This window comes from Phascolarctobacterium succinatutens YIT 12067 (genome assembly GCF_000188175.1).
In the GTDB taxonomy this organism is placed as follows: domain Bacteria; phylum Bacillota; class Negativicutes; order Acidaminococcales; family Acidaminococcaceae; genus Phascolarctobacterium_A; species Phascolarctobacterium_A succinatutens.
Map to the genome: position 1 here is coordinate 1 of NZ_GL830894.1, position 1,516 is coordinate 1,516.

Genomic DNA, 1,516 nt, shown 5'->3' on the forward strand with positions numbered 1-1,516 from the left:
AGAAATTATAAGATTTAGAAACTAAAATATGAAAAAGATTATGTAAAATATAATAAATTCGTTGCTTAGGCTACAGCGGAAAGATGGGAGAAAATGCTATCATAAAATCAACGGAAGAGCATACAAGATTTCATTGCTGTATGACTTTCGGAAAAAGATTAAAAGGAGGTATTGCTTATGTCCCCCGCAATCAAATGTTTAATCCTGTTAGCGGTAATTGCTTTGTTCTTTGTAACTGAAATTATACCCTTGGCAATTACTGCAATCGGCGGCGCTGTTGCCTGCGGCTTGATGGGTCTGATTCCGGCCAAGCAGGTTTTCAGCGGTCTCTCTAATCCTACTGTAGTACTGTTTGCCGGCATGTTCGTGGTTGGCGCGGCAATGTTCTACACCGGTTTAGCTCAGGCTATCGGTGAAAAGGTAGTGCATATTTTCGGCACCGGTGAAAACAGCCTGATGCTTGGCTTAATGCTTGTCGGAACTGCTCTTTCTTCTGTTCTCTCCAACACCGGTACCTGCGCTTGTCTGATGCCGGTAGCACTTGGTATCTGTGCTGCTTCCAAAAACACTGCGTCCCGCCAGCTGCTGCCGATGGCATATGCTTGCGGTTGGGGCGGCATTATTACTCTGGTAGGTACACCGCCTAATATTATCGGCAGTGGCGCTCTGACAGCTGCCGGTTTGCCGGGCTTCAGCTTTTTTGAATTTGCCTGGATCGGTATTCCTCTATCTGTAGCAGGTATTCTCTATATGCTGCTGATTGGCAAGTATCTGCTGCCGAAGGCAGAGCTTGATGCGGATCAGGAAATCGAACAGGAAATTGAAGCTACTACCCATGATAAGAAAAAGCAGGTTATTTCCGGCGTTATCCTGTTGGCCTGCGTAACCGTAATGGCTTTGAATTTGAAATTTATCAGCTTGGAAATGACTGCTATTATCGGCGCTTTGGTATGCGTACTTACTGGCTGCTTAACCGAAAAACAGGCTTATTCCTCTATCGACTGGGTAACTATCTTCCTGTTCGCGGGTATGATGCCTGTGTCCACTGCAATGGATAAAACCGGCGCAGGCAAGCTGATTGCTAACTGGGCAGTAGGACTGATGGGCGGCGAACCTACACCGCTTATTGTAACGATAGTACTGTTTTCCATCTCCTGCTTCCTGACACAGTTCATGTCCAACACCGCTTCTGCTGCGTTGCTGTGTCCGATTGGTATAGCGATTGCTAAACAGCTGAATGCAGATCCCAAGGCTGTTGTAATGGCGATTGCTGTTGCTGCATCCTGCGCATTCGCAACTCCCGTTGGCACTCCGCCTTGTACTCTGGTGCTCGGTCCCGGCGGCTACAAATTTATGGACTATGTGAAATGCGGAACCGGTCTGGTGCTGTTATGCAGGCGGGGAAATATGATAAGAATGAAAGTGTTGACAGCTTATAATATGTTATATTTTTTAGCACCTGGACGGATGAAATCTGTACTGTAGATACTAAAAACAACTTTAAAAAATTAAATAA

The 1,516-nt window shown here is 45.7% G+C and carries 1 protein-coding gene; it reads left to right on the top strand.

Translation table 11 applies throughout. The features are described 5' to 3' along the window. Positions 1–177 precede the first annotated feature (177 nt). Positions 178–1,485 (top strand): SLC13 family permease, encoded by a 1,308-nt coding sequence (locus tag HMPREF9443_RS06280; protein ID WP_009145712.1) that lies wholly within the window; start codon positions 178–180, stop codon positions 1,483–1,485. The last annotated feature ends 31 nt before the right edge of the window (positions 1,486–1,516 follow it).